This window comes from Diaphorobacter sp. LR2014-1 (assembly GCF_002916785.1).
Lineage (GTDB): Bacteria > Pseudomonadota > Gammaproteobacteria > Burkholderiales > Burkholderiaceae_C > Diaphorobacter > Diaphorobacter nitroreducens.
Window position 1 is genome coordinate 292,647 of sequence record NZ_MTBE01000002.1, and the last position, 20,219, is coordinate 312,865.

The window sequence follows — 20,219 nt, forward strand, 5'->3', positions numbered from 1 at the left end:
CCCACAGCGTCATGCCGGCTTGCGCATGACGGCCAGACCCTTGAGGTACTCGCCCTCGGGGAACTCCAGCGTCATCGGGTGGTCAGGCGCGCCGGCCAGGCGCCCCAGCACGTAGCCGTCCACGCCCGCATCCGCACCCGCCGAGGCCACGATCTTGTGAAACAGGTCGGCGCTGATGCCGCCCGAGCAGGAAAAGGTATACAGCACGCCGCCCGGCTCCAGCAGTTGCAGCGCAAGGCGGTTGATGTCCTTGTACGCGCGCGCCGCACGCTCGGCATGCGCCGCCGTGGGGGCGAACTTCGGCGGGTCGAGCACGATCGCGTCAAAGCGCCGCCCTTCGGCCAGGAAGCGGCGCAGGGATCCATTCACGTCGGCATCCAGAAATTCGGCCCGCGCCGCGTCGAACCCGTTCAATTGCACGTGCGCCCGCGCACGCTCCAGCGCGGGACCGGAAGAATCGATGGACGTGACCTGCCCCGCGCCGCCGGCCAGCGCCGCCACCGTGAAGCCGCCCGTATAGCAATAGCAATTGAGTACGCGCTGCAGGCCCAGGCGCTGCACCGTGCCAAAGAAATGGTGCCGGCTGTCGCGCTGGTCGAGGTAGAAGCCCGTCTTGTGCCCTTCGGCAATATCGAGCGTGAGCCGCCAGCCATGCTCGCGGATCGTCAGCTCTTGCGGCCCCTGCCCGCGCAGCCAGCCGGTGGCGGGCGCCAGGCCTTCCAACTGGCGCACGCTGGCGTCGGAGCGCTCGTACAGGCGCGGCAGGCCTGTCGCCTGAAGCAGCGCATCGGCGATGACGGCCTTCCAGCGCTCCGTGCCCGCGCTGGTGAACTGGGCCACCAGCGTGTCCTCGTAGCGGTCGACGATCAGCCCCGGCAGCCCATCGGATTCGCCATGGACCAGCCGCACGCCATTGCTTTCAATGGGGAAACGGTCTCTAGCGCTTATGGATCGGGCGCAAGCAGCTATAAAAAAAGAAGCATCGATGCGCTGCTTCTCGTCAAAGCTCCACACCCGGGCACGGATGCGCGACTGGGGGCTGAACGCCGCCCAGGCAAGAAACTGGCCCTCCGCCGACTCCACCCGCACCGTCTCGCCGCTGTCGCCGCCGCCCTTGGCGATGGCACCTTCAAAAATCCAGGGATGGCGGCGCTGCAGCGAACGCTCCTTGCCGGGTTTCAGTCGAATGGTTTTCATCCCCGGATTGTGCGCGCGCGGGTGAGCGCTTTTGTCGCACCCGGCCGGACGCAGAGCGTGCGGGACCAGGCTACCGCCCGCCGCCCGCCACCTAGGGCTTGCGCCGTGCGCGCGGGTGCGCCGCGTCGTACACCCGCGCCAGGTGTTGGAAGTCCAGCCGCGTGTAGACCTGGGTGGTGGTGATGTTGGCGTGGCCCAGCAGCTCCTGCACGGCGCGCAGGTCGCCGCTGGACTGCAGCAGGTGGCTGGCGAACGAGTGGCGCAGCATGTGCGGGTGCACGGGCGTGGTCAGGCCCGCCACCTGGCTGCGCTGGCGCAGGCGCGACCAGACGGACTGCGCCGTGAGCCGCGCGCCGCGCCGGCCGATGAACAGCGCCGGCTCCAGCCGCGCCGCGCCCGTGGCACCCAACGGCAGCGCGCGCTGCGCCAGCCAGGCCTGCAGCGCCGCGGCGGCGGCGCGGCCCACGGGCACGCTGCGGCGCTTGGAGCCCTTGCCGAACACATGCGCCTCGCCCGCCTGCAGGTCCACCCAGCCGCGCCCCTGCTGGTGCGCGGCGGGGCTGGGCGCCACGTCCAGGCCCACCAGTTCGCCCACGCGCAGGCCGCAGCCGTAGAGCAGCTCGACGATGGCCGCGTCGCGCGCCTCCAGCCAGGGGTCGGCGCCCGTCTCTTGGTGCTCGGCCAGGCGCACCGCTTCGTCCACGGGCAGGGCCTTGGGCAGGGGCTTGGGCGCCTTGGGCGCGCGCACGTCCTGCACGGGGTTGTGCGGCACCAGCCCCTGGCGCGCAGCCCAGGTGTAGAACCCCCGCCAGCCCGAGAGGATGAGCGCGATACCGCGCCCGCTGCGCCCGCTGGCATGCATCTGCGCCACGAAGCGGCGGATGTGCGCGCTGGTCAGGCGCAGCAGCGGCAGATCCACGCCCGCGGCCATGGCGGCCAGGCGCTGCAGGTCCAGCGTGTAGAGCGTGAGGGTGCGCGCGGCCAGGCGCTTTTCCACGCGCACATGCTCCAGGTACTGCAACGCCTCAGGCGGCAGGTGCAGGGCAACTGGCGTGTCGTTCATTTGCTACTGAATAAGGAGCTTCTTGCGCTTGATGCGTGGTGTTTTCAGGCAAAAAACCTACGCAAATCCTTATCCATCCAGCGCAAGCCGCTCACTTTTTCATCGCATGCGCGACAGCGCCGAGCTGGCCAGCTCGGCCATGCGCGAGAGAAATTCCGTGCCCATGGTGGCCTCGAAGCGGTGCGGGTCGTGCGAGCCCAGCACGATCAGGCCGAAGGCCGGCTGGTCGGCGCTGTCGATCGCGCCTTCGCGCAGCGGCAGCAGCGCCAGCGACTGCACCTCGCCCGCCTCGGGCAGCCAGGCCGTGGCCTCGAAACCCAGGTTGGGCCCGCAGAACGGCATGGTCAGCGACGAGGCGAACAGGCGCAGGTCCTCGCTCACCGGCTGGGTGGCGACGAGGCCCGCGTGCTCGGGCGCGACGTTCCACACCCGCAGCGCGACCTGTGGCACGTCGAACAGCGTGCGCAGGCCGTTCTCCACGGCGCGCGGCAGGCGGGCCGCATCGCGCACGGCGGCCACCTCGCGCGTCCACTGGTGGATCTTCTGGGTGATGGCGGCGTTCTCGGTGCCGTGGCGCACCATCTCCATCACGCGGTGTTCCAGGCCCTTGATCTTCTCGCGCAGCATCTCGGCCTGGCGCTCGTGCAGGCTCACGGCGCGCTGGCCGTGGGGGCTGGCGATGGTGACACTGGCCAGCAACTCGGCATGGCGCTCGAAGAAGCCCGGCGTGTTCGCCAGGAAGTGCGCAATGTCGTCTTCGGTGATGGGGGATACGGGAGAGGAAGAGGTCATAAAGCGTCCGGAATGTCGATCTCGCCTTCGAAGACGGTGGTAGCGGGGCCGGTCATGAACACGGGGTCTTGCAAGCCGCCGGCCCAGTCGATGGTGAGCAGGCCGCCCCGCGTGTGCACCTGCACGCGCGCATCCAGCAGCCCCAGGCGGATGCCGGCCACCACGGCGGCGCAGGCGCCCGTGCCGCAGGCCAGCGTCTCGCCCGCGCCGCGCTCGTACACGCGCAGGCGCACTTCACCACGGTTCACGATCTGCAGGTAGCCCGCGTTCACGCGCTGGGGAAAGCGCGGGTGGCTTTCGATCAAGGGGCCGGTCTGCGCCACGGGGGCAGTGTCCACATCGTCGACCAACTGGACGGCGTGCGGGTTGCCCATGGACACCACTGCTACTAATAGCGTAGCTGCTGACGCCTGTCCATCAAGCGCCAGGGGCCATTTTTGGCCTGAACCTTGCGACACGGGCGCGAGGCCCGTGGTGTCGAACGGCACGCGCGCCGGCTCCAGCTCGGGGCGGCCCATGTCCACCGTCACACGGCCGTCGGCGGTCAGGTGCGGGGCGATCACGCCGGCCATGGTCTGCACGCGGATCGTGTCCTGCGCGGTGAGGCCCTTGTCGCGCACATAGCGCGCGAAACAGCGCGCGCCGTTGCCGCACTGCTCCACCTGGCCGCCGTCGGCGTTGTGGATCACGTATTCGAAGTCGATACCCGCGCCGGGCGAGGGGCGCACGGTGAGGATCTGGTCGGCGCCCACGCCAAAGTGGCGGTCGGCCAGAAAGCGGTACTGCGCAGGCGTCAGGCCCAGCAGCCCCTGGGTCTCGTCGAGCACCACAAAGTCGTTGCCCGCGCCCTGCATCTTGGTAAAGCGGATGTGCATGGGGGCGGATTATCGGCGCAGCATGGCGCGGGGGCCGGTGCGGCCGGGGCAGGCCGCCGCCAGTGCGCGTCGCGCAGGTCGGGTTTCTTTACATAGGCCTGCCTGCGCGTCGCTCTGGCTTGCCAAAAATGCAAACAAATCAAGCACTTGGCAGCACCAGGGCGCGCCCGCACGCTTCTTGCTTTGGCGTGGGGGCGCGGCCTTTGCGTCACCTGCTGTTCAAAGAGCGCCGCCGCGGCACACCCCAACCCCATGCCGGTTCACCCGAGGAGTGAAAAATGAAAACACTACGCTCACTTTTGCTTTCTGCCATGCTGCTGCCGCTGGGCGCATCTGCCGCCGTCACGCTGGTTCAGACCAGCGACCCGGGCTACTACAACAACAGCATCGGCACGCTGCTGAACCTGTCCAACACAGGCACCGACACCTGCGCGGAACCCTTCCCCACCTCCAATGACTGCGCCGCCACCTACCCCACCGCGCCCAATCTGTCGGCCGCCAGCGGGGTGCTGGGTAACTGGCTCACGAATCCTTTGAGCCTGAACTCCAACTGGAGCAGCGCGCCCATTCCCATCCCGAACTCGTGGGCGGTCGGCACCGAGGTCGCCGCGATCTACCGGTTTGACACCCTGGGCGCCACCGGGGTCACCGCCAGCTTTGGCGTGGATAACGGCATTTTTCTGTGGCTGGACGGGGTGTACCTGTTTGGTGCGCGCGGCCCGGGTTCCGTCACGCCGGGCGAATACAGCCTATCCCTTGGCGACCTGACGGCTGGCTCGCACTTCCTGCAGATCCTGCTGGAGGACCACGGCTCGGTGAACGGCTACAACGTGCGCATCACGGCCGACACCTACATCCCTGGCACGCCCGGCAATGGCGTTCCCGAACCCGCGTCGCTTGCGCTGCTGGGCCTGGGCCTGGCCGGGCTGGGGCTGGCGCGGCGCAAGGGTCTGCGCACGGAAAGCTGCTCAGTGCAGCACTAGCACGTCGATGCGCGGCACCACGGCCAGCCGCGCCGGCAGGCCGATGGTGCCCACGCCCGTGGTCACAAACAACGGCCCTGCGGGCGTGGCATGCAGGCCTTCAAACCAGCCCTGCTCGCTCATGCCCGGCAGCACCCAGTGGCGCGTGAGCCAGGGCAGCGTGATCTGGCCACCGTGCGTGTGGCCGCTGAGGACCAGGCTGGCGCTGCCCGCCGGCAGCAGCGTCGCCGTGTCGGGCTGGTGCGCCAGCACCAGCCGGGGCGCCGTGGGTGAATCCGGCGGCAGCAGGCGGGCTGCCTCGCTGCGCGGATCGCCGCCCCAGCGGTCGCTCAGGCCCACCACATCCCAGCCGCGCCACCGCAGGCGCCGCCCGTCCAGCAGCTGCACGCCGTGGTTCTGCAAGGCCTGGCGCAGGGCCTGCGCCAGCGGCGGGCCGGGCGCTGCAGTGTCGTGGTTGCCCAGCACGCCCCATACCGGGTGGCGCAGCCGGGCAAACGGCTGCAGCGCGGCGTGCAGGTCGCGCGGCGGGTCGTAGGTCCAGTCGCCCGCCACCACCACCGCATCCACATCCAGCGCATTGAGCCGGTCCACCAGCCGCTGCACCTGCCAGTCGCGCACGAACAGCCCGGCATGCACGTCGGCCACCAGCGCCAGCCGCAGCGGCTGCGCCGGGGACTGCGCCAGCCCCGGCACCTGCACCCGGTGCTCACGCACGGTCAACAGGCGCGGCTCCAGCAGGCCGCTGTAGGCCACCAGCGTCAGCGCCGCCAGCCAGGCCAGCCCGCGCGGGCTGCGGCCTGCCGCGTGGCGCAGCCCCAGCAGCGCCGCGCCCCACCAGGGCAGCACCGCCCACACGGCCCAGAAAATCCACAGCTTGATCAGCACGGCGCCCTCGCGCCCGGGCTCCATCCAGCGCCCGTCCCGGTCGAGCCAGGCCAGCACCAGCGCCAACGCCAGCCACACCCAACCCACACCCCACAAGACGCGCCGCGCCTGCGTGAGGTGGTCGGCGCGTGGCGCTGAAGCGGACGGGCGGGTGCTTGGGATCGTGAGTGGCTGATTCATGGCGACGCGCATTGTGCCCAGCCCCGGCACGCCGCCCCACCACCGCGCCGCCCCGCACTGCCCATAATGCAAACCATGCCACGCACCAGCCAACAACTACACCCCCACCGCGAGCCGGTCACCCCTTTGCATGCAGCCACCGTGCTGCTGCTGCGCGACGCGCCCCACCCCAATGGCGGCAGCGCGCTAGAAGTTTTGATGACGCGCCGATCGGACAAAGCCAGCTTCGCGCCCGGCGCCTACGTCTTCCCTGGCGGCGGCATCGAGGCGCAGGACGCCGACCCCGCCGCCCATGCCCAGGCCGACCACCGCCCCGCGCAATGCGCCCAGCGCCTGACCGACGCCCTGGCCGCCATCCGCGAAAGTTTTGAAGAACTGGGCGTGCTGCTGGCGCGCCACGCCGATGGCCCCCGCCAAGGGCAGATGGCCGATGCAGCCGACATAGCCGCGCTGCAGCGCCACCCGGCCGCGCCCGCCACCTTTGCCAGCCAATGCGCCGCGCGCGGCCTGCGCCTGGCGGCCGACCGCGTGTACTGGCTGGCCCACTGGACGGCCGACCGCAATTTACCGAAGCGCTTCGCCGTGCCCTTTCTCGTCGCGCGCATGCCCGAGGGGCAGGAGCCCGTGGCCGACGAGTCCGAGCAGTTCGAGCCCGTGTGGGTGAGCCCGGCCGACGCGCTGGCGCGCCACGAGGCGGGGCAGTTCTTCATGATCTTCCCCACCATCCGCACGCTGCAGCGCCTGGCGCAGTTTGCGGACGTGGACGCCGTGCTCGCCGCCGTCGCGCACGAGCAGCCCCTGTGGGTCAGCAGCCCGCGCTCGGGCCTGCTGGGCGGCAAGGAGGCGCGCTTCATGGAGGACGAGGCGCCCTTTGGCGAGCTGGCGCTGGTCACGCCCACGGGCCGCGGCGAGCATGCGCTGGACTGGCAGAGCGAGACGCCCGTGCCGCTGCTGAAGAACGTGCAGCGCCTCACCGCCCCCAACCCCGGCGTGATGACCGGCCCCGGCACCAACAGCTACCTGGTGGGCGACCCGGCCACGGGCTACATCGCCATCGACCCCGGTCCGGCCGACACCGAGCACCTGGACAAGCTCTGGCGCGCCGCGGGCGGGGACATCCGCATGATCGTGTGCACCCATTCGCACCCCGACCACTCCCCCGGCGCCGCGCCGCTGCAGGCGATGTGCGTGCGCGCCGGGCGCGCCACACCGCCCATCCTGGGCCTGCCCTCGGCGCCCACGGCGCGTGCGGCCAGTCAATTCACGCCCGATCGCTCGCTACAAGATAGTGAGCTGCTCACGCTTGCTGGACAAGGGCCAGACGGCGAAATCACCCATACCCTGCAGGTCATCCACACGCCCGGCCACGCGGCCAACCATCTGTGCCTGCTGCTGCGCGAGGACGGGTTGCTGTTCTCGGGCGACCACATCCTGAACGGCAGCACCACGGTCATCGACCCGCCCGACGGCAACATGGCGGACTACCTGGATTCGCTGGACCGGCTGGACGCGCTGTGCGCCGAGCACGGCGCCGATTTCATCCTGCCCGCGCACGGCTACGTGCTGGGAGGCCCGGAAGATGGGGCGCGCACCGCCATCGCACGCCTGAAGGCCCACCGCCTGACGCGCGAAGCCAAGGTGCTGGCCGCCATGCAGGCCCAGCCCGAAGGCAGCATGGACGACTGGGTGCGCCTGGCCTACGACGACGTGCCGCCGCGCATGTGGCCCATCGCGCAGCGCTCGCTGCTCGCGCATGTGGAGCGCATCCGCATGCTGGAGCCCGGCAATGACTGAATCCAGCCATCCAACGAACACGGTGCGCCTGTCCAAGCGCGTGGCGCAGCAGTTCCAGTGCTCGCGCACCACGGCAGAGCAGTACATCGAGGGGGGATGGGTGTCGGTGGACGGCCAGGTGGTCGAGCTGCCCGGTGCGCGCGTGACGTCCGCGCAAAGCGTGGTGCTGGCGCCAGACGCCAACCCGATGGAGCTCACCCCCGTCACCCTGCTGCTGCACAAGCCGCCGGGCTACGAGGCGGGGCTGGGCCTGGTCACTGGCGCGACGCACGGCGCACCGGGCGCGCACGGCAGCCGCAGCCAGGGCGCGCCGCAAGCCGTCGCGCTGCTCAACGCGCAGTCGCACCTGCCCGAAGACGCCGCCGGCACGCGCGTGCTGCTGCGCCATTTCAAACAGCTCGAATGCTTCACGCCGCTGCCCACCGAGGCCAGCGGCCTGGTGGTCTACACGCAGGACCGGCGCGTGGCCCGCAAGCTGCAGGAAGACATCGAAACGCTGGAACAGGAGTGCATCGTGGAGGTGGCAGGCCAGATCGCGGACGGCGGACTGCAAAAGCTCTGCCACGGCCTGAGCTTCAACGGCCGGCCACTGCCGCCCATCAAGGTCAGCTGGCAAAGCGAGACACGCCTGCGCTTCGCGCTCAAGGGCATCCGCCCCGGCCAGATCCCGGCCATGTGCGAAGCCGTGGGCCTGTCCGTGCGGGCCATCAAGCGCATCCGCATCGGCCGCGTGCCCCTGGCCAAGGTGCCCCAGGGGCAGTGGCGCTACCTGCAACCGTGGGAGCGGTTCTGAGGTCCGTGGCCCAAGCCTGAATTGCTACTCTAAACATAGCTGCTAGCGCTTTATTGACAACCGATACAGCCATTCTTAACAAGAAGATACAGCACTCCTAGTGCTGCGCTACACTGCGCGCCAACAACCACCAGAGAGGGAAAAACCATGGACGTCCAGGTATCGTCCGAGCGCGCGCGGGCGCGCTCTGGGCTGCGCTCGTCCTTCGAGTCACAGGACATCGAGCCACACGCCATGCGCTTCACGGGCAGCGGCGGCGAATACTTCCGCGTGTGGATCGTGAACGTACTGCTGAGCATTCTGACGCTGGGCCTGTACACCCCCTGGGCGCGGCGGCGTACGGCTCAGTACTTCTACGGCCACACGCTGGTGGCAGGCAGCCCCCTGGAATTCACCGCGCAGCAGCGGCGCATGGTGGTGGGCTTCGTCGTGCTGCTGCTGCTCACGGTCGCCTACCAGTTGGCCGTCAACACGGGGCAGGACACGGCCGTGGGCCTTTTCATCCTGGGCGGCGCGGCCCTGTCGCCGCTGATCTGGGGCAGCGCCATGCGCTTTCGCCTGGCCAACACGCGCTGGCGCGGGCTGCGTCTGCAGTTCGCGGCGAGCTGGCGCGAGGTCTACACCGCCAGCTGGCCTGTGTTCGCTCTGGCACTGGTGTGGCTGGGCGTGTTCTGGGGCCTGCAGTCCCTGGCCCCGGCCGCGGTGGTGAACGAAGAAACCGGCCGCAAGCTGCCCGAGGTCACCGCGCCGCTGATAGGTCTGGTGGCGCTGGGCCTGCTGCTCACGGTGCTGTGCATCATCCGGCTGGAGTTCAACTACCGCAGCCTCCTGGTGCTGCGCTCACGCATCGGCAACGAGGCCGGCCGCTGGAAGCCCGTGTACATGGATTTCGTGAAGCTGTGGCTGGCCACGCTGGCGGTGTTTCTCGTCTCGCTGCTGGTGCTCGTCGCGCTGGTCGCGGGCCTCTTCACGGGCTCGCTCGGACTCGTGTCCAAGCTGGGCAAGGGCGGGATGGGGCTGGGCATCTTCGTGCTGATCATGGCGGCCTTCGTGGGCGCGCTGCTGGCGATGATGCTGGCCACCGCGCCGGCACGCGCCTATCGCGAGGCCGCGCTGTTTCGCCTGACCTGGAGCAACATCGGTGTGAGCCGCATCGCGCGCTTCAAGTGCAACCTCAGCACGGGCGGCTATGTGCTGCTGCGGCTGCGCAACATGCTGCTCACGGTACTGACGCTGGGGTTCTTCCGCCCATTCGCCATGGTGAGCGAATATCGCATGAAGCTCGAATCCGTCACCGTCCATGTCAAGGGCGGCGTGGACCAGGTGGCGGGGCGCCTGGGCCGGCAGCAGCCGGGCGGCATCGGCGATGCGCTGGCTGACGCGGCGGGCCTGGACCTGATCGGATGACCGGCCGCCCCAAAACACCTTCGCCCGGCGCCCCCTCGCGGAGACGCCATTGACGGGCATGGTGCTCGCCCATTGGTTCGACGGGCGCAGCAGCCGACCGCGCGCGGTGCAGGTGCGGCTGCTGCCCGCGCCCGACGGCCCCGCGCTGGAACTGCATGTGCCCGGTGCGCCGCCGCGCCGCTTTGCCCACCGCGCCGTGGCCTGGCCCGAGGCCTGGAACGCCCGGCGTCCGCAACCAAAACTCGTGGCCGATCTGGGCGACGACGGCAGCCTGGAGATCGACGACCCCGCCGGCTGGCAGGCCGCGCTGGATGCGGCCGGCCACCGGCCGGGGCTGGCGCAGCGCATGCAAACGCGCTGGGGCGTGTTTGCCGTCGTCCTGGTGCTGGCCGTGGCCGGGTTGTTCGCGTTCTACCGCCACGGCACGCCCTGGCTGGCCGCGCAGTTCACGCGCCATGTGCCACTGGCCTGGGAGGTGGCGCTGGCCCAGAGTGCGCTGGCGCAGATGGACGCGGGCACGCTCAAGCCCACCACGCTCACGCCTGCGCGCCAAGCCGCGCTGCGCGCACGTTTCGATGCGCTGCTGGCCGCTTCGCCCGCGGCGCTGCAGCGCTATGGCGGTTACGCGCCGCACTACACGCTCGCGTTCCGCTCCGGCCTGGGGCCCAATGCCTTCGCCTTGCCCGGCGGCACGGTGGTGATGACCGATGCGCTGGTGGAAACCGCCCGCGCGCAACGCCTGGACGACGACGCGCTGGTGGGCGTGCTGGCGCACGAGATCGGCCATGTGGCTCATCGGCATACCACGCGCATGCTCGTCGAGCAGGGGGTGCTGCAGGTGGGTCTGGGGCTGGCGCTGGGTGAGGTGTCCGGCCTGGTGGCCACGGGCAGTTCGTTGCTCACGGGCCTGGCCTACAGCCGCAGCCATGAGCGCGAGGCCGACTGCCACGCGCTCGCACTGATGCGCCATGCCGGCCTGCCCACCGCACCGATGGGCGACCTGCTGTTGGCCATGCTGCGGGACGAGGATTCCACAACCCCCTCCCCGCAGGCCGGCAAGGCCCCGTCCACGCCCGAGGACCCGCCGCAATCCCACGGCCTGTGGACGCTGCTGAGCACCCACCCGGACACGCTGGAGCGCGCCAACGCGCTGCGCGCCGGCCGTGCGCCGTATTGCTCCTGAGTGCTCCTGAAAAAAGAGCTGCCAGCGCTTGACTGGCAAGGGCTGGCAGCTGTTTTGGCATAAAAGTGTGAAGCGCGCCGATAAGCCGGATTCTGTGCACTGCGGTTGCCCGCAGCGTGACCGCCATTAATCTGGGCCGGGTGTCACCACCACGGCTCGGTGCTACCTACCCGCCAGCTCCGCGGAACCACGTCAACGCTGGCCTACTTGGTATTGCTGCGCGTAGAGATTGCCCGTTTCACCCCCAGTGGTCTGCCTTCGCAGGCACTCCCCCGGGACTCGTCTCTGTTGCTCTGATCCTCACCTCACGGTGGGCAGCCGTTAGCTGCTACGCTGTCCTGTGCAGTCCGGACGTTCCTCCAGTGCCTGGTTTCCCAGATTGCACCAGCGGCGGTCTGGCGTGCTTCACGGGCGCAATTATCCGCGTTTCTCCGCTGCGGCGCGCGGCCGCGCGCTCAATGCGCGGGCAATAACTGGAAGATGTTGTAGGCGATGAGCAGCAGCGCGCCCACGATGCCCACCATCATCAGCGCCGGGCCCCAGCGCGACTCGCGCGCCGAGAAACCGATCAGCATCAGCGCACAACTCGCGGTGAGCATGAGCATGGTGGTGTGCAGCAAGGTCATGGCGCAGGAGGGAAAGTGAAGACGAGACCATTGTCGCGCGCGCACCCGACCGATGGCACAGGCGGGCGCGCACGCGCCGGCAAATCTTGATGCACATCAATCGAGTCGACCCACAGGCGGACGATTCACGCCGGCGCCATATCCACAGCGGGAATATCCATATCGCGACGCCGCTGAACGACTCCCCCACAATGGACGCCTCTCCCGCTTTGCCGGATTCCCACCCTCTACCCTGGAGACACCATGCGAGTCGACAACATCCTGCACACCATCGGCAACACTCCCCACGTGCGCATCAATCGCCTGTTCGGCGCGGGTGCCAACGTGTGGGTGAAGTCCGAGCGCGCCAACCCCGGCGGTTCCATCAAGGACCGCATCGCCCTGGCGATGGTCGAGGCGGCCGAGCGCAGTGGCGCGCTGCAGCCAGGCGGCACCATCATCGAGCCCACCTCGGGCAACACCGGCATTGGCTTAGCGCTGGTAGCGGCCGTCAAGGGCTACCAGCTGGTGCTGGTGATGCCTGACAGCATGTCCATCGAACGCCGCCGCCTGATGTTGGCCTACGGCGCCCGCTTCGACCTCACGCCCAAGGAAAAGGGCATGAAAGGCGCCATCGCCCGCGCGCAGGAACTGGTGGCCGCGACACCCGGCAGTTGGATGCCCCAACAGTTCGAAAACCCGGCCAACGTCGAGGTGCACATGCGCACCACGGCGCAGGAAATCGCCGCCGACTTCCCCGACGGGCTGGACGCACTCGTCACCGGTGTGGGCACGGGCGGGCACATCACGGGCGTGGCGCGCGTGCTCAAGGCGCAGTTTCCGCAGCTCAAGGTGTTCGCGGTGGAGCCTTCGCAATCGCCCGTGCTGTCGGGCGGCCAGCCCGGCCCGCACCCCATCCAGGGCCTGGGCGCGGGCTTCGTGCCGCAGATCATGGACACCAGCCTGCTGGACGGCGTGATCCAGGTCGAGGCCGAGCCCGCGCGTGAATACGCCCGCCGCGCCGCGCGCGAGGAAGGTCTGCTGGTGGGCATTTCCTCCGGCGCCACACTGGCCGCCATTGCCCAGAAGCTGCCCGAGCTGCCCGCGGGCGCGCGGGTGCTGGGCTTCAACTACGACACCGGCGAACGCTATCTGTCGGTCGAGGGTTTCCTGCCCGCCTGACACGCCTGGCGCACCTTTTTGACAAGGCCCCGCAAGGGGCCTTTTTTATGCCTTGCCGCCAACGCAACGACGCGGCATGTTCACGCACCGGCATGGTCCACCGTCCTACAGCCGCGTGCCGGCCGCCAGGGAAACAATGCCCCATCGCCCTCCGCTGCCGCGCTGCGGTGCGCCCCCGGCAGCGGGCCGGCATTGGATTTCCCCATGACTCAGAACCCGCCCTCTTCCTCCCCCGTCGCGTTCAAGGTGCTGACCGTGAACGTGCACAAGGGGTTCACGTCCTTCAACCGCCGCTTCATGTTGCACGAGTTGCGCGAGGCGGTGCGCCAGGTATCGGCCGACCTCGTGTTCCTGCAGGAGGTGCTGGGCACGCACCAGCGCCATGCGGGGCGCGTGACCAATTTCCCACAGGAGCCGCACTACGAGTTCCTGGCCGACTCCATCTGGACGCAATACGCCTATGGCCGCAACGCGGTCTACACCGATGGCCACCACGGCAACGCGTTGCTGTCCAAGTTCCCGATCGTGCACTACGAGAACCACGACATCTCGGTCAGCGGCCCGGAACGCCGCGGCATGCTGCACTGCGTGCTGCAGCCGCCCCAGCATGCACGGCCGGTCCATGCCATCTGCGTACACCTGGGCCTGCAGGAGGCGCACCGCCAGCAGCAGTTGCGCCGCGTGTCGGCGCTGGTGCATTCGTTTCCCGCGCAGGACCCGGTGATCGTCGCGGGTGACTTCAACGACTGGCGTGGCCGCGCGCACGACGTGCTGCAGCGCGAAGCCGGCCTGCATGAAGTGTTCGTGCAAGCCTGCGGGCGTGCCGTGCGCACCTTTCCCGCATCGCTGCCGCTGCTGCCGCTGGACCGCATCTATGTGCGCGGCACCTCGGTGCACACGCCGATGAGCCTGCCGCGCAGGCCCTGGAACCGCCTGTCGGACCATGCGCCGCTGGCCGCGGAGATCCTCCTGTGATGCGCCCGCGCCCGTCCTCGCGCTGGATACCCGGCAACCACTTTCGCCTGCTGGAGAACGGCGAGGAGTTCTTCCCGCGCGTGTTCGAGGCCATTGCCCAGGCGCAGCGCGAGGTGATGGTGGAGACCTTCATCCTGTTCGACGACCACATCGGCCAGGGGCTGCACGCGGCGCTGCTGCAGGCGGCGCGGCGCGGCGTGTCGGTGAACCTGCTGGTGGACGGCTTTGGCTCGCCCGACCTGCCTGATCATTTTGTCGACAGCCTGGTGCAGGCGGGCGTGCGTTTTCGTGTGTTCGACCCAGGGCGGCGCCTTTTCGGCCAGCGCCTGAACCTGCTGCGGCGCATGCACCGCAAGATCGTGGTGGTGGACGGCACGCTGGGCTTCATCGGCGGCATCAACTACTCGGCGGACCATGTGGCGGACTTCGGCCCGCAGGCCAAGCAAGACTATGCCGTCGAGGTGCATGGCCCCATCGTGGCGCACATGCACCGCTTCACCCGCTCGGCGGTCCTGCCCCCGTCTGTCCAGCGCACCCACCGCCACGAACCGCTGCCGCAGCTGCCCGCAGCGGGCTCAGCCCACGCCATGTTCGTCACGCGCGACAACCACCGGCATACCAACGACATCGAGCGCCACTACCGTATCGCCCTGCGCGCCGCGCGCGAGCGCGTGGTGATCGCCAACGCGTATTTCTTCCCCGGCTACCGGCTGGTGCGCGAACTGCGCCGCGCCGCGCGGCGCGGGGTGGACGTGCGCCTGATCCTGCAGGGCGAACCCGACATGCCCATCGTGAAGACCGCGGCCGGCCTGCTGTACGACCACCTGCTGCGCGCGGGAGTACACATCTACGAGTACTGCGAGCGCCCGCTGCACGGCAAGGTGGCGCTGGTGGACCGCGAGTGGTCCACCGTGGGCTCCAGCAACCTCGACCCCCTCAGCCTGTCGCTCAACCTGGAGGCGAACGTCGTCATCCGCGATGCCTCCTTCAATGCGCTGCTGTATCAGCGCCTGTCGCGCCTGATGCAGCGGCACTGCCGCCAGGTGGAGCCCGCTCCGCGCGGCGCCTGGGAGGCACTGCGCCTGCTGCGCGGCTACTGCGTGTACCACCTCATGCGCTGGTTTCCCGCCTGGGCGGGCTGGCTGCCGCGACACGAGCCCGCCATCGCCGTCATGCAGGCCGAGCCGCCCGCTGAACAAACGGCGCGCGCGTCCTGAGGCAAGGCAGCCCATGCACGGCCCTGCCACTTCGCCTGTCCACACCGCGCACCGCCGTCGCCGCAGCGGGTGGCGCCGGTTACGGGGCTGGCGCTGGCTGGCCGGGCTCGCCATGGCAGCGGTGGCCGCCCTGGTGGTATGGCTGCTGGTGCGCCAGGGCCTGCAGGTGGACTGGCCCGGCGTGTGGCAGGCGCTGCGCGCGCTGCCTGTGCCCACGCTGGCTGCAGCGGCGGCCCTGGCCTGGGCCGGCCACCTGGTGTACGGGTGCTTCGACCTGTTCGGTCGCCACGTGGTACGCCACGGGCTGGGCGTCGCCCGCACCATGGGCGTCACGCTGATCGCCTACCCTTTCACCCTCAACCTGGGCTCGCTGATCGGCGGCGCTTCGGTGCGCTACCGGTTGTATTCGCGCCAGGGCCTGGATGTGGGCCAGATCGCGCAGGTGATCAGCCTGTCCATCGCCACCAACTGGCTGGGCTACTGCGTGCTGGCCTGTGCGCTGTTCTGGGCCTGGACACCGCCGCTGCCCGAGGGTTGGCGCATGGGCAGCGGCCAGCTCCCTTGGCTGGGCACGGTGCTGGCCTGCGTGGCGCTGGGCTACCTGGCGCTGTGCGCGCAGCGCGGCGGGCACCGACCGCTGATGCTGCGCGGGCGACGCCTGCCGCTACCGACCTGGCGCGTGGCGCTGCTGCAGTTGGTGCTGTCGTGCACCCACTGGGCGTTAATGGCCGCGTCCGTGTGGGTGCTGGCGCGCCAGCAGGTGCCCTACGCCGCGGCGCTGGCCACGGTGCTGCTGGGCGCGGTGGCCGGGCTGGTCTCGCGCATCCCCGCCGGCCTGGGTGTGCTGGAGGCCGTGGGCACGGCCGTGCTGGCCGTGCACCTGCCCGTGAGCCAGGCGCTGGCCGTGGTGCTGGCCTTCCGCGCGGTGTACTACTTCGCGCCGCTCGCGCCCGCGGCGCTGGCCCTGCTGGCGACCGAGCTGTGGTGGCGGCGACATCAGCCGACCACCAGTTCTCAAGAAAAACAGCCCCTAGCGCTTTTCAGACAAGCGCAAGCAGCTATTAATACAATAGCAAATTGAGTTCTCCGCACCGCTCATGGCCGTGCGGCGCTCCCTTATGATCGCCCTCCTCTTTGGCACCGCCCGATAGTCACGGGCCGCACCCCATGATTCGCCTCTCCGAAATCAAGCTGCCGCTGGCAGCCCTGCCCGCCGACGCCTACGACGCCGACACCCACCCCGAGGCCCTGCTGCGCGCCCAGGCCGCACAGGTGCTGGGCGTGCCCGAGTCCGCCATCGCCGCCCTGCACGTGCACAAGCGCAGCTTCGACGCGCGCAAGGCCGACCTGATGGCGGTGTACATCCTGGACCTGCAGCTCGCGGACGCGTCCCATGCCGGCGCCCTGCTGGCACGCCATGCCGGCCACCCGCACATCCAGCCCACGCCCGACATGGCCTGGCGCCCGGTGGGCTGCGCTGGCGAAGCGCCCGCACAGCGCCCGGTGGTGGTGGGCTTCGGGCCCTGCGGCATCTTCGCGGCGCTGGTGCTGGCACAGATGGGGTTCCGGCCCATCGTGCTGGAGCGCGGCAAGCCCGTGCGCGAGCGCACCAAAGACACCTGGGGCCTGTGGCGCAAGCGCGAACTGAACCCCGAGTCCAACGTGCAGTTCGGCGAAGGCGGCGCCGGCACCTTCAGCGACGGCAAGCTCTACAGCCAGATCAAGGACCCGCGTCACCTGGGCCGCAAGGTGATGGAGGAATTCGTCGCAGCGGGCGCCCCGCCCGAGATTCTGTACGTGGCCCACCCGCACATCGGCACCTTCAAGCTGGTGAAAGTGGTGGAGTCGCTGCGCGCACAGATCATCGCGCTGGGCGGCGAGGTGCGCTTCGAGCAGCGTGTGGACGACGTGATCATCGAAACCGACACCGCCGGCCGGCGCTACCTGCGCGGCCTGCGCGTGCGCGATCTGGCCAGCGGCGCAGTGCAGGAGCTGCGCGCCGATCACGTGGTCATGGCCCTGGGACACAGCGCGCGCGACAGCTTCGCCATGCTGCACACGCACGGTGTGGCCATGGAGGCCAAGCCGTTCTCCGTGGGCGTGCGCATCGAGCATCCGCAGAGCGTGATCGACCGCGCGCGCTGGGGCAAGCATGCGGGCCACCCGCTGCTGGGCGCGGCCGACTACAAGCTGGTGCACCACGCCAGCCAGGGGCGCACCGTGTACAGCTTCTGCATGTGCCCCGGCGGCACCGTGGTGGCCGCCACCAGCGAGCCCGGGCGCGTGGTCACCAACGGCATGAGCCAGTATTCGCGCGCCGAGCGCAACGCCAACGCCGGCATGGTGGTGGGCGTGGACCCGCAGGACTATCCGCGCGACCCCGCGGCCTTCGAGGCCGCGCTGGGCGCAGCCCACGGCGTGGACACGTTGCCCGCCGGGCAGGTGCACCCGCTGGCCGGTATCGTGCTGCAGCGCCAGCTGGAGTCGAACGCCTACCGCCTGGGCGGCGGCAACTACAACGCCCCGGCGCAGCGCGTGGGCGATTTTCTGGCGCGCCGCGCGTCCACCGCGCTGGGGGACGTGCAGCCCTCGTACAAGCCCGGCGTCACGCTGGTCGGCATGGACGACGCCCTGCCCGCCTTCGCCACCGAGGCCATGCGCGAGGCCCTGCCCGCCTTCGGCCGCAAGATCCGTGGCTACGACATGCACGACGCGGTGCTGACGGGCGTGGAAACGCGCACCTCGTCACCGCTGCGCATCGGCCGCGGCGACAACTTCCAGAGCCTGAACACCGCCGGCCTGTACCCCGCCGGCGAGGGCGCGGGCTACGCGGGCGGCATCCTCTCGGCCGGCGTGGACGGCATCAAGGTCGGCGAAGCCGTGGCCTGTGCCATGCTGGGTCTGCCGCTGCCCTCCTCGGGCACGCGCGGTTCGGGCGGCGCGGCCTGAGCCGGGGCCAGTTCACTGCGGCGGCGCCTTTCTCCAGACCGGCGGAAGGCTCCACGAATACCGCAACGCCAGCAGACGCACGGCCAGGCAGACCGACGCGGCAAACCAGGGCGTCAGCGTCACCCACCATTCCATGTGCTGCCCCATCACCTGGATCGCCGCCGCCAGCAATGCCGGAAGCGCGTAGATCTCCTTGTGCAGGATGATCGGTACGCGGTTGAGCAGCACGTCGCGCACCACGCCGCCGCCGACGGCCGTCACCATCCCCAGGAGGATGGGTGTGCGTGTGCAACTGTGCCGCATTCTGTCGCCGCACGACACCACCGTCCGCGGTCGATGCGCAAAACACTACTGGCAGCACACGAATGCCGCTGGGGGCAGGCGGCGCAGCGCGATGCGGCCGGAAATGCCCACTCCGACGCCAAGCTGGGGGATCAAGAAGGTCCCGCGGATCGTCGCTCAGGAGCCTGAGGAAGAACGAGAGGTTCGATCCCGCACGGCACCCCAGTGCCGTGCGGGTGCGCCCGGTTACAACCGAGAGGCCATCTCCGGCACGGCCTGGAACAGATCGGCCTCCAGCCCGTAGTCGGCCACCGCAAAGATCGGCGCCTCCGGGTCTTTGTTGATCGCCACGATCACCTTGCTGTCCTTCATCCCTGCCAGGTGCTGGATGGCCCCCGAGATCCCCGCCGCGATGTACAGCTGCGGCGCAACGATCTTGCCCGTTTGCCCCACCTGCAGGTCGTTCGGGGCGTAGCCCGCGTCCACCGCTGCGCGGCTGGCGCCAATGGCCGCGCCCAGCTTGTCCGCCAGCGGGGTCATGACTTCGTTGAACTTCTCGCTGCTGCCCAGCGCCCGGCCGCCCGAGACGATGATCTTGGCGGCGGTGAGCTCGGGGCGGTCGCTCTTGGTGACTTCGCGTCCTGCAAAGCTGCTCTTGCCGGCGTCGGCCACGGCGGCGGTGGTTTCCACCGCGGCGCTGCCACCCGTGGCGGGCGCCGCGTCAAAGCCGGTGCCGCGCACGGTGATGACCTTGACGCTGTCCGCGCTTTGCACGGTGGCGATGGCGTTGCCCGCGTAGATGGGGCGCTCGAAGGTGTCGGCGGAGATCACTTTGGTGATGTCGCTGATCTGCGCCACGTCCAGCTTGGCGGCCACGCGCGGGGCGACGTTCTTGCCGCTGGCGGTGGCCGGGAACAGGATGTGGCTGTAGTTGCCGGCAATCTGCAGCACCTGGGCGGCCAGGTTCTCGGCCAGGCCGTCCTTCAGGCTGGCGCCGTCGGCGTGCAGGACTTTGGCGACGCCTGCGATTTGGGAGGCGGCCTGGGCGGCGGCCTGCGCGCCTTCACCGGCTACGAGCACGTGCACGTCGCCCCCGCAGGCGAGTGCGGCGGTGACGGTGTTCAGGGTGGCGGCCTTGAGGCTGGCGTTGTCGTGTTCTGCAATGACGAGTACGGTCATGTTGTTTCTCCTGTCCTGCCTTTAGATGACCTTGGCTTCGTTCTTGAGCTTGTCCACCAGCGTGGCGACGTCGGGCACTTTCACGCCGGCGCCGCGCTTCGGGGGTTCGGCCACCTTGAGGGTCTTGAGGCGCGGGGCCACGTCCACGCCGAGGTCTTCGGGCTTGATGGTGTCCAGCGGCTTTTTCTTGGCCTTCATGATGTTGGGCAGCGTGACGTAGCGCGGCTCGTTCAGGCGCAGGTCGGTGGTGATGACGGCCGGGGTGGTCAGTTGCAGGGTTTCCAGGCCGCCGTCGACTTCGCGTGTGACGCTCACTTTGTCGCCGGCGACTTCGACTTTGCTGGCGAAGGTGGCCTGGGGCAGGTCGGCCAGGGCCGCCAGCATCTGGCCGGTCTGGTTGGCGTCGTCGTCGATGGCTTGCTTGCCCAGGATGATCAGGCCCGGTTGCTCTTTGTCCACCAGGGCCTTGAGCAGCTTGGCCACGGCCAGGGGTTGCAGCTCGGCATCGGTTTCCACCAGGATGCCGCGGTCGGCGCCAATGGCCATCGCCGTGCGCAGCGTTTCCTGGCATTGCGCCACGCCGCAGCTCACCGCGATCACTTCCGTGGCCACGCCTTTTTCTTTGAGCCGCACCGCCTCTTCCACGGCGATTTCGTCAAAGGGGTTCATGCTCATCTT

The 20,219-nt window shown here is 69.5% G+C and carries 19 protein-coding genes and 1 other RNA gene; 10 read left to right on the plus strand and 10 right to left on the minus strand.

Going from position 1 to position 20,219, the window contains the following annotated elements:
- Positions 1 to 9: 9 nt before the first annotated feature.
- The 4 genes from BV908_RS03250 to dapF all read right to left on the minus strand — a co-directional run bounded on the left by BV908_RS03250 (position 10) and on the right by dapF (position 3,927).
- On the minus strand, positions 10 to 1,197 hold the full coding sequence (locus tag BV908_RS03250; protein ID WP_103737189.1) for a class I SAM-dependent methyltransferase: 1,188 nt from the start codon (positions 1,195 to 1,197) through the stop codon (positions 10 to 12).
- Positions 1,198 to 1,288: 91 nt separating this feature from the next.
- Positions 1,289 to 2,260: a tyrosine-type recombinase/integrase gene (locus BV908_RS03255; protein ID WP_103737190.1), complete on the minus strand. Its 972-nt coding sequence runs from the start codon at positions 2,258 to 2,260 to the stop codon at positions 1,289 to 1,291.
- A 99-nt stretch (positions 2,261 to 2,359) separates the two neighbouring features.
- Positions 2,360 to 3,052: a DUF484 family protein gene (locus BV908_RS03260; RefSeq protein WP_011806781.1), complete on the minus strand. Its 693-nt coding sequence runs from the start codon at positions 3,050 to 3,052 to the stop codon at positions 2,360 to 2,362.
- Positions 3,049 to 3,927, minus strand: coding sequence for a diaminopimelate epimerase (gene dapF / locus BV908_RS03265; RefSeq protein WP_103737191.1), 879 nt, complete (start codon positions 3,925 to 3,927; stop codon positions 3,049 to 3,051). Before dapF ends, BV908_RS03260 begins: the two co-directional genes overlap by 4 nt.
- Positions 3,928 to 4,205: 278 nt before the next feature.
- On the opposite strand from dapF, the gene BV908_RS22595 reads away from it, so the two are divergent.
- Complete coding sequence (locus tag BV908_RS22595) at positions 4,206 to 4,910, plus strand: PEP-CTERM sorting domain-containing protein (protein ID WP_246867434.1); 705 nt, start codon at positions 4,206 to 4,208, stop codon at positions 4,908 to 4,910.
- On the opposite strand, the gene BV908_RS03275 is transcribed toward BV908_RS22595, so the two are convergent.
- A complete protein-coding gene (locus BV908_RS03275; RefSeq protein WP_172751342.1) occupies positions 4,896 to 5,975 on the minus strand; it encodes a metallophosphoesterase in 1,080 nt (359 codons plus the stop codon). The two genes, BV908_RS22595 and BV908_RS03275, sit on opposite strands and share 15 nt — an antisense overlap.
- A gap of 75 nt (positions 5,976 to 6,050) precedes the next feature.
- Here BV908_RS03275 and BV908_RS03280 point away from each other — a divergent pair, with 75 nt between their 5' ends.
- From BV908_RS03280 to BV908_RS03295, 4 genes are all read left to right on the plus strand, one after another.
- Positions 6,051 to 7,769 (plus strand): MBL fold metallo-hydrolase, encoded by a 1,719-nt coding sequence (locus BV908_RS03280; RefSeq protein WP_103737193.1) that lies wholly within the window; start codon positions 6,051 to 6,053, stop codon positions 7,767 to 7,769.
- Positions 7,762 to 8,562 (plus strand): rRNA pseudouridine synthase, encoded by an 801-nt coding sequence (locus tag BV908_RS03285; protein WP_103737194.1) that lies wholly within the window; start codon positions 7,762 to 7,764, stop codon positions 8,560 to 8,562. The genes BV908_RS03280 and BV908_RS03285 overlap by 8 nt, the downstream gene beginning before the upstream one ends.
- Positions 8,563 to 8,709: 147 nt before the next feature.
- Positions 8,710 to 9,969, plus strand: coding sequence for a YjgN family protein (locus tag BV908_RS03290; RefSeq protein WP_103737195.1), 1,260 nt, complete (start codon positions 8,710 to 8,712; stop codon positions 9,967 to 9,969).
- Positions 9,970 to 10,027: 58 nt separating this feature from the next.
- Positions 10,028 to 11,152 carry a M48 family metallopeptidase gene (locus BV908_RS03295; protein WP_103737196.1) on the plus strand — a complete coding sequence of 375 codons (1,125 nt, stop codon included), beginning with the start codon at positions 10,028 to 10,030 and terminating at the stop codon, positions 11,150 to 11,152.
- A 65-nt stretch (positions 11,153 to 11,217) separates the two neighbouring features.
- On the opposite strand, the gene rnpB is transcribed toward BV908_RS03295, so the two are convergent.
- Positions 11,218 to 11,559: RNase P RNA component class A (gene rnpB, locus BV908_RS03300), an RNA gene on the minus strand.
- A 48-nt stretch (positions 11,560 to 11,607) separates the two neighbouring features.
- Positions 11,608 to 11,778 carry a hypothetical protein gene (locus BV908_RS22405; RefSeq protein ID WP_015914283.1) on the minus strand — a complete coding sequence of 57 codons (171 nt, stop codon included), beginning with the start codon at positions 11,776 to 11,778 and terminating at the stop codon, positions 11,608 to 11,610.
- A 243-nt stretch (positions 11,779 to 12,021) separates the two neighbouring features.
- Here BV908_RS22405 and cysK point away from each other — a divergent pair, with 243 nt between their 5' ends.
- The 5 genes from cysK (at position 12,022) to BV908_RS03325 (ending at position 18,080) form a co-directional block, all read left to right on the plus strand.
- Positions 12,022 to 12,939, plus strand: a complete 918-nt coding sequence (gene cysK, locus BV908_RS03305; protein WP_011806815.1) for a cysteine synthase A — start codon at positions 12,022 to 12,024, stop codon at positions 12,937 to 12,939.
- Positions 12,940 to 13,143: 204 nt separating this feature from the next.
- Positions 13,144 to 13,914 carry an endonuclease/exonuclease/phosphatase family protein gene (locus tag BV908_RS03310; protein WP_103737197.1) on the plus strand — a complete coding sequence of 257 codons (771 nt, stop codon included), beginning with the start codon at positions 13,144 to 13,146 and terminating at the stop codon, positions 13,912 to 13,914.
- Positions 13,914 to 15,131 carry a cardiolipin synthase ClsB gene (gene clsB, locus BV908_RS03315; protein WP_103737198.1) on the plus strand — a complete coding sequence of 406 codons (1,218 nt, stop codon included), beginning with the start codon at positions 13,914 to 13,916 and terminating at the stop codon, positions 15,129 to 15,131. Before BV908_RS03310 ends, clsB begins: the two co-directional genes overlap by 1 nt.
- Positions 15,132 to 15,144: 13 nt before the next feature.
- Complete coding sequence (locus tag BV908_RS03320; protein WP_103737199.1) at positions 15,145 to 16,212, plus strand: YbhN family protein; 1,068 nt, start codon at positions 15,145 to 15,147, stop codon at positions 16,210 to 16,212.
- A gap of 86 nt (positions 16,213 to 16,298) precedes the next feature.
- Positions 16,299 to 18,080, plus strand: coding sequence for an FAD-dependent protein (locus BV908_RS03325; RefSeq protein ID WP_103737200.1), 1,782 nt, complete (start codon positions 16,299 to 16,301; stop codon positions 18,078 to 18,080).
- Positions 18,081 to 18,092: 12 nt separating this feature from the next.
- On the opposite strand, the gene BV908_RS03330 is transcribed toward BV908_RS03325, so the two are convergent.
- From BV908_RS03330 to BV908_RS03340, 3 genes are all read right to left on the minus strand, one after another.
- Positions 18,093 to 18,344: a TRIC cation channel family protein gene (locus BV908_RS03330; protein WP_234305472.1), complete on the minus strand. Its 252-nt coding sequence runs from the start codon at positions 18,342 to 18,344 to the stop codon at positions 18,093 to 18,095.
- 264 nt (positions 18,345 to 18,608) lie between these two features.
- Positions 18,609 to 19,541 carry an electron transfer flavoprotein subunit alpha/FixB family protein gene (locus tag BV908_RS03335; protein WP_011806821.1) on the minus strand — a complete coding sequence of 311 codons (933 nt, stop codon included), beginning with the start codon at positions 19,539 to 19,541 and terminating at the stop codon, positions 18,609 to 18,611.
- Positions 19,542 to 19,562: 21 nt separating this feature from the next.
- Positions 19,563 to 20,219, minus strand: a 657-nt coding sequence (locus BV908_RS03340; protein ID WP_103737219.1) for an electron transfer flavoprotein subunit beta/FixA family protein, incomplete at its 5' end; no start/stop codon positions are given.

Excerpts from the sequence above, each read along its gene's own strand:
- BV908_RS03250 (WP_103737189.1), bottom strand. The coding sequence starts at position 1,197 with ATGAAAACCATTCGACTGAAACCCGGCAAGGAGCGTTCGCTGCAGCGC.
- BV908_RS03255 (WP_103737190.1), bottom strand. The coding sequence starts at position 2,260 with ATGAACGACACGCCAGTTGCCCTGCACCTGCCGCCTGAGGCGTTGCAG.
- BV908_RS03260 (WP_011806781.1), bottom strand. The coding sequence starts at position 3,052 with ATGACCTCTTCCTCTCCCGTATCCCCCATCACCGAAGACGACATTGCG.
- dapF (WP_103737191.1), bottom strand. The coding sequence starts at position 3,927 with ATGCACATCCGCTTTACCAAGATGCAGGGCGCGGGCAACGACTTTGTG.
- BV908_RS22595 (WP_246867434.1), top strand. The coding sequence starts at position 4,206 with ATGAAAACACTACGCTCACTTTTGCTTTCTGCCATGCTGCTGCCGCTG.
- BV908_RS03275 (WP_172751342.1), bottom strand. The coding sequence starts at position 5,975 with ATGAATCAGCCACTCACGATCCCAAGCACCCGCCCGTCCGCTTCAGCG.
- BV908_RS03280 (WP_103737193.1), top strand. The coding sequence starts at position 6,051 with ATGCCACGCACCAGCCAACAACTACACCCCCACCGCGAGCCGGTCACC.
- BV908_RS03285 (WP_103737194.1), top strand. The coding sequence starts at position 7,762 with ATGACTGAATCCAGCCATCCAACGAACACGGTGCGCCTGTCCAAGCGC.
- BV908_RS03290 (WP_103737195.1), top strand. The coding sequence starts at position 8,710 with ATGGACGTCCAGGTATCGTCCGAGCGCGCGCGGGCGCGCTCTGGGCTG.
- BV908_RS03295 (WP_103737196.1), top strand. The coding sequence starts at position 10,028 with ATGGTGCTCGCCCATTGGTTCGACGGGCGCAGCAGCCGACCGCGCGCG.
- BV908_RS22405 (WP_015914283.1), bottom strand. The coding sequence starts at position 11,778 with ATGACCTTGCTGCACACCACCATGCTCATGCTCACCGCGAGTTGTGCG.
- cysK (WP_011806815.1), top strand. The coding sequence starts at position 12,022 with ATGCGAGTCGACAACATCCTGCACACCATCGGCAACACTCCCCACGTG.
- BV908_RS03310 (WP_103737197.1), top strand. The coding sequence starts at position 13,144 with ATGACTCAGAACCCGCCCTCTTCCTCCCCCGTCGCGTTCAAGGTGCTG.
- clsB (WP_103737198.1), top strand. The coding sequence starts at position 13,914 with ATGCGCCCGCGCCCGTCCTCGCGCTGGATACCCGGCAACCACTTTCGC.
- BV908_RS03320 (WP_103737199.1), top strand. The coding sequence starts at position 15,145 with ATGCACGGCCCTGCCACTTCGCCTGTCCACACCGCGCACCGCCGTCGC.
- BV908_RS03325 (WP_103737200.1), top strand. The coding sequence starts at position 16,299 with ATGATTCGCCTCTCCGAAATCAAGCTGCCGCTGGCAGCCCTGCCCGCC.
- BV908_RS03330 (WP_234305472.1), bottom strand. The coding sequence starts at position 18,344 with ATGGTGACGGCCGTCGGCGGCGGCGTGGTGCGCGACGTGCTGCTCAAC.
- BV908_RS03335 (WP_011806821.1), bottom strand. The coding sequence starts at position 19,541 with ATGACCGTACTCGTCATTGCAGAACACGACAACGCCAGCCTCAAGGCC.